Source organism: Mesorhizobium sp. M2C.T.Ca.TU.002.02.1.1 (genome assembly GCF_003997225.1).
In genome coordinates, this window is sequence record NZ_RZTO01000862.1 from 1328 (window position 1) to 2508 (window position 1181).

2 protein-coding genes are annotated in these 1181 nt (G+C 66.7%); both read left to right on the forward strand.

Annotated elements, in window-relative coordinates; genetic code table 11:
• The coding region (locus tag EOD07_RS38750; protein WP_245470551.1) for an amidohydrolase family protein at nucleotides 1-651 on the forward strand (651 nt) is incomplete at its 5' end.
• A partial coding sequence (locus EOD07_RS30590) for an aromatic amino acid lyase (protein ID WP_164772695.1) occupies nucleotides 648-1181 on the forward strand: 534 nt, incomplete at its 3' end. The genes EOD07_RS38750 and EOD07_RS30590, both read left to right, overlap by 4 nt.

The following is a 1181-nucleotide window of genomic DNA, read 5'->3' on the forward strand; positions in this document are numbered from 1 at the left end:
AACGCCTTCATCGATCTCGTCGCCGACACCATCCTGCCGCAGGTCGCCGCCGAAAAGCTCGCCGACGCCGTCGACGGTTTTTGCGAGGGCATTGCGTTCTCACCGGAACAGATGGCGCGTGTCTTCGACAAGGCCAAGGCGCTCGGCCTGCCGGTGAAGCTCCATGCCGACCAGCTTTCCAACCTGCATGGCGCGGCCCTTGCCGCCCGTTATGGCGCGCTGTCGGCCGACCATCTCGAATATACGGACGAGGAGGGCGCCGCGGCGATGGCCAAGGCCGGCACCGTGGCGACGATCCTGCCCGGGGCTTACTACTTCATCCGTGAGACCAAAAAACCGCCGGTCGACCTGTTCCGCCGCCACGGCGTGAAGATGGCTGTTGCCACCGACAGCAATCCCGGCACCTCGCCGCTCACCTCGTTGCTGCTCACCATGAACATGGCTGCGACGCTATTCGGCATGACCGTCGACGAATGCCTCGCCGGCGTCGCCCGTGAGGCCGCGCGCGCGTTGGGCTTGCTGAAACAGACCGGCACGCTGGAAGCCGGCAAATCGGCCGATCTCGCCATCTGGGACATCGAACGCCCGGCCGAACTTGTCTACCGCATGGGCTTCAATCCGCTCCATGCCCGTATCTGGAGAGGACAATGACCGAACTGACCCTGACGCCCGGCAGCGCGACGCTCGCCGACTGGCGCGCCATCTATCGCGGCGCCGTGCCGAAGCTTGACGCCGCCTGCCGGCCGAAGATCCGGGACAGCGCCGAGGCGGTCGCCCGCATCCTCGCCAAGGGCGAGCCGGTCTATGGCATCAACACCGGCTTCGGCAAGCTCGCCAGCGTCCGCATTCCCGGCGAAGATCTCGAGACGCTGCAGCGCAACATCGTGCTTTCGCATGCCGCCGGCGTTGGCGAGCCGATGCCTGCCGCCGTGGTGCGGCTGATGATGGCGCTGAAGCTCGCCAGCCTTGCTCAGGGCGCTTCCGGCGTGCGGCCTCAGACCATCGAATTGCTGGAAGCCATGCTCGCCAATGACGTCATCCCCGTCGTGCCCGCGCAAGGCTCGGTCGGCGCGTCCGGCGACCTCGCGCCGCTCTCGCATATGACGGCTGTCATGATCGGCGTCGGCGAGTGCTTTACCCCGCACGGCCGCTTCCCCGCCAAGGTCGCCTTCGTCTCGCAT